At 71.6% G+C, this 4994-nt stretch carries 3 protein-coding genes and 1 tRNA gene; 3 read left to right on the top strand and 1 reads right to left on the bottom strand.

Going from position 1 to position 4994, the window contains the following annotated elements:
• On the bottom strand, positions 1-1948 hold a 1948-nt coding region (locus ACWDCZ_RS38670; RefSeq protein WP_449818399.1), incomplete at its 3' end, for a PIG-L family deacetylase.
• A 433-nt stretch (positions 1949-2381) separates the two neighbouring features.
• On the opposite strand from ACWDCZ_RS38670, the gene ACWDCZ_RS38665 reads away from it, so the two are divergent.
• The 3 genes from ACWDCZ_RS38665 (at position 2382) to ACWDCZ_RS38655 (ending at position 4972) form a co-directional block, all read left to right on the top strand.
• Positions 2382-4427, top strand: coding sequence for an FG-GAP-like repeat-containing protein (locus tag ACWDCZ_RS38665; protein WP_449818398.1), 2046 nt, complete (start codon positions 2382-2384; stop codon positions 4425-4427).
• Positions 4428-4475: 48 nt separating this feature from the next.
• On the top strand, positions 4476-4862 hold the full coding sequence (locus ACWDCZ_RS38660; RefSeq protein ID WP_449818397.1) for a hypothetical protein: 387 nt from the start codon (positions 4476-4478) through the stop codon (positions 4860-4862).
• 33 nt (positions 4863-4895) lie between these two features.
• A tRNA-Met gene (locus tag ACWDCZ_RS38655) sits at positions 4896-4972 on the top strand.
• Positions 4973-4994: the final 22 nt, after the last annotated feature.

The following is a 4994-nucleotide window of genomic DNA, read 5'->3' as shown; positions in this document are numbered from 1 at the left end:
GGGGCATGCCCTGCCAGCCGCCGAGGTTGGTGGGCGTCGTGCCCGTGCGGAAGTAGACGCGGCCGTCCGTGCCGATGGCGAACACGTACAGGACGCCGCTGCCGTCGACGATCGCGGTCGGGTAGTCGAGGACGGTGCCGCCGAGGTCCTGCCAGGCGCCGTAGCCGGCGTTCGGCGCGGTCTGGGCGGTGGTGCTCACGCCCCCGCCGCCGTTGCGCTCGAACAGGACGACCCGACCGCCGAGGTTGGCCATCGCCGGCTCGCCCACGCCCTTGTGGCCGCCGAGGCTGGTCGGGGACTGGCTCCACGGTCCGCCGGGCCGGGTCTGGTAGCTGACGAGCATCGCGCCGGTTTCGGCCTCGCGGTAGGCGAGTTCGATGCGGCCGTCCTGGTCGAGCGCGGCCCTGGGCGGGCTGGCCGGCCGGGAGTTCGGGATCGGGCCCGGGCCGTTGATGGCGTCGTTCGGAGCGGTCTGCCACCAGTTGACGACCCCGTCGCGGGTGCTGGCGAAGACCTCGATCCTCCCGACGCCGTTGCGGATCGCGGTGACGGGGTCCTGGATGTCGGTGCCGTGCAGGTCGTCCCAGGTGGTCGTCCAGGCGCCGTTCGGGCTGGTCTGCCGGATCGCGCTGAGGCCGCCGCCGCCGTTCTTGACGAAGAGCTCCAGTCGGCCGTCCTGGGAGGCGACCACCGCGGGCACGCCGACCTGGCCCGCGTTGACGAGCCCGGCGTTGGGGTTGCCGAGGTCGGCCCAGCTGTCCCGCCACACGCCGTTGGGCGTGGTCTGCGGGACGGAGACGATGTGGTGGTCGGTGAGGCGGCGGGCGAAGACCTCCATCCGGCCGTCCGCGTTGGTGCCGACGGCGATGCCCGGAGCCAGCCGCCCGCCCGGGTCGGCGAACCGTGCCGGGCCGCCCCAACTGCCGTCCCCCTGGCGCCAGTACGTGTAGAGGGAGCCCGCCCGGACGACGAAGACCTGCGGTCGGCCGTCCTGGTTCAGCCCGGCCCAGGAGGTGCCCCGCGACCAGCGGTAGTACATCCGGGAGAACCAGGCGGTTTCGTAGTTGCCCGAGTGGTCGTGGCTGGCGTACTCGGAGACGAACACGCCCTTGGTGTCGACCGTCGCCGGGTCGAGGTTCACCGGGCAGTCGCTGATGTTGTAGTCCCGGTAGTTCACCTGGACCAGCGAGCCGCCGTACTGGCTCGCCGCCATGCCCGCGAACTTCGCGGCGGAGATGTGGTCCGAGTGGTCGTCCTTGTAGCGGGTGTCCGGGAGTTCGTCCTGGGCCCGGAGCACGGTCGGCTGGTACGTCACCATGATCTGCCGCAGCGCCTCGACGACGTCCGCCGCCGTGTAGGTCGACGGCCCGGACAGCGGGCTGTCCTTCGGGACGACCGTGGTGTCGGTGCCGCCGTTCAGCACGTTGGCGAGCCCGGCGTCGTGCAGGTTGAGGAAGATCAGGTGCACCGACCGGTCCTTGAGCATGTACCGCTCGACCTGCTTGCCCGCGACCGTCCACGCCTCGACCGTCCAGTGCCCGATCTCGTCGGTCGCCGGGTCGTTGTCGCCGACCCCGGTCATCCGGGAGTAGGCGTTGACGGCGCCCATCTGGCGGTTCCAGGTGCGCAGCGGGTCGCCGGCGGGGTCCCAGCAGCCGCCCGCGCACGGGTCACCGGTGATGTTCCCGGCGGTGACGAACACCGTGACGGACGGCGTGCCGTCGGCGAGGGCGTTGGACAGGTCCGGGTTCATGAACAGGATGTCGTCGTCCTCGTGGGCGACGACCTGCATGAACAGCGGCCCGGAGCCGGCGGCCATACGTGCGGCCGCACCCGTACCCGTACCCGTGGCCGCGGAGGCTCGGGTCGCGGTCCCCTTGGCCAGGACGGGTGCGGCGAGGGCGGTCAGCGCGAGGGAGGTGAGGAGTTGCCGTCGTCCGATTGCCATGTGATGTCCCCTCATTCGAGATTTCGAGGTTCGACAGGTGATCACGCCAGGAGGAGATTGGCGGATTGTCGGGCGGAAAGTGCCCGAGACGGTATATCGCAAATTCCGTCAGGCGCGACAGTCAGCTGACGCACGATCAGGCCACTCCGTCTGCTTTCCGCCGATCTCGCCTGTACAGCGCGGTTTCTGCTGGAACTTCCCCATGGCTTCCGCCTGATGTTCCTCCTGGCGGAAGCCGGGCCGGGGGTGATTGCATGGTGGATGGCGAGCGGTCTCCGAGATTTCTCGACGCATTCTCGGACCTCCTCCTCCGGGAAGCGGATCGCCGCCATTTCTTCGTCACCCGAACCATGCGGGAACATGGTTTTCCGTACCCGGCGAAAGGACTCCTGTGCACGTCGCCCACCGCCCACCGCGGGGCCGCCTGTCCGCCATGACGGCAGCCGCCGTCGTCCTCGGCGCGTTCGCCGCCCTGCCGCCCGCGGCCCCGGCGAACGCGGCCGCCGGCTGCGGGCCGGTCCCCGCCGCGCTCGCGTCGGGCCCGGGCGCGCCGCGCCCCGAGTCCGCGGCCTGGACGGGGAGTTGGGGTACCGCCATGAGCCTGGCCGGACCGTCGGCAGCCTCGGGCGTGGCGGGGCGGCAGACCCTGCGCATGGTCGTCCACACCAGCATCGGCGGCAGCTCCGCCCGGATCCGCCTGGTGAACACCTTCAGTCCGGACCCGGTGACCATCGGGCACGTCACCGTCGCGGCCCAGGACCGGACTTCGGCCCGGAACGGGAACCCGGCCACGGCGGCGGCCACGCCGGTCACCCTGACCTTCGGCGGTTCGGGCCGGACCGTCATCCCACCCGGCGGCGAGGTCTACAGCGACCCCGTCGCCTTCCCGGTCACCGCGGACGAGAACCTGCTGGTCAGCCTCTGGCTGCCCGACAAGGTCACCACCGCGCCCTACCACCCGTACACGCTCACCACCTCCTACACCTCCGCCCCCGGCGACGGTGCCGACCGCACCCAGGACACGGGCGGCGCCAACCTCTCCACCCCGTACGCCTACTGGGCCTTCCTGGCCGGCCTGGACGTCACGGCCGCCGGCAGCGACGGGACGGTGGTCGCCCTCGGCGACTCGCAGGTGGACGGCGGGCACACCGACCAGGACTCCAACACCCGCTGGGCCGACGACTACGGGCGCGCCCTCAGCGCCCGACCGACGCCCGAGGGCATCGTCAACAAGGGCATCTCCGGCAACCGGATCCTCACCGACGGGACGGGAGGACGCGTCGGCTTCGGTCAGAGCGCGCTCAACCGCTTCGACCGGGACGTCCTCTCCCAGACCGGAGTGCGGAGCGTCGTGCTCTACGAGGGCATCAACGACATCACGATGGACGACGCCTCCGACTCCGCGCTCGAGTCGGGCATCCAGCAGCTGGCCTCACGCGCGCACGCGGCCGGGCTGCGCTTCACCGTCGCCACCATCCCCGCCTTCCAGGGCCACACCGACTACACCACCGCCCGCGACCGGGTGCGCCAGTGCGTCAACGACTGGATCCGCACGACGACGGCCATCGACGGCTTCCACGACTTCGACCGGGCGACCCGCGACCCGCTCAACCCGAGCGCCGCGTTCGCCGGTTACGTCTCATCCGACCACCTGCACTTCACCACCAACGGGAACGCGGCCCTCGCCGAGGTCCTCGCCCCGCGGCCCGCCCCGGCCAGCCCCTCCCACACCTTCTCCCAGACGACGGCCGGAGCCTTCCGCGGCAAGGGCACCGGCGACCTCGTCGCCCGCGACGACTCGGACGGGCACCTGTACGAGTGGGCGGGACGGGGAGACGGGTCCTTCACGGCCAGGACCGACCTGACGGCCGGCTGGGGCGCGTTCTCCCAGACCACCGCCGGCGATTTCCGGGGGACCGGTCGCGCGGATCTGATGGCGAGGGAGGACGCGACGGGCAATCTGTACATGTGGCCGGGTAACGGGGACGGTTCCTTCGCCGGTCGTGTGCTCGTCACCGACGGGTGGGGGCCGTTCTCCCAGACGGTCGCCGGTGACTTCCGGGGGACGGGTCGTGCGGATCTGATGGCGAGGGAGGATGCGACGGGCAACCTGTACATGTGGCGGGGTAACGGGGACGGTACTTTCGCGGGCCGGGTGCTCGTCACCGACGGGTGGGGTCCGTTCTCGCAGACGGTCGCCGGTGACTTCCGGGGGACGGGTCACGCGGACCTGATGGCGAGGGAGGACGCGACGGGCAACCTGTACATGTGGCCGGGTAACGGGGACGGCACCTTCGCCGGCCGGGTGCTCGTCACCGACGGGTGGGGGCCGTTCTCCCAGACGGTCGCCGGTGACTTCCGGGGCACCGGCCGCGCCGACCTCATCGCCCGCAACGACACCTACGGCGTCCTCGACGAATGGACGAACACGGGCGGAGCCTCCTTCTCCCACGCCCTCCGGCTCACCGACGGCTGGTGACCGGCCGGTCGGCCCCGTCCAACTCCTCCGACTCGTCCTGCCCGGCCAATGCGCTTGCACGGGACCACCGTTCGCAGCGGCGGCCCACCGGGCGGGGCGGCTCGCCGACGTCGAGGAGGGCGGCCACCACCGCACCGACCCCGGCGCGGCGGTGGCCGCCCTACGCCCGACGCGGAACGGGTCGCCTCCCGGAGGAAGGCCCCGGCGGACCTCCAGAGCAAGGCGGGACGCGTCCTGTCCGGAGAGAACGCCGACCGCCAGGCCTCCGCCGTACAGCACCTGGTCGCCGTACTGACCGCCGTCGGCATCGACTGGCGGCCGCCCAAGCCCCCGGCTGGCGAGAGCAAGAACCTGGCCACGGCGGCCCTCAAGCCGAACGAGATCAGCGCGGCCCTCGCGCTGTTCGCCGGTGCCCGGGCCGAACCGAGTTGGTGATCACCGACTGGTGCCGTACAGTCGGGAGCACGACGCGGGGTGGAGCAGCTCGGTAGCTCGCTGGGCTCATAACCCAGAGGTCGCAGGTTCAAATCCTGTCCCCGCTACCACGAACGCCGAAGGGGCGGACAC

Source organism: Kitasatospora sp. NPDC001225 (genome assembly GCF_053597855.1).
The sequence above is the reverse complement of the archived record's forward strand: the minus strand, read 5'-3'. Positions and strand labels throughout refer to the sequence as shown.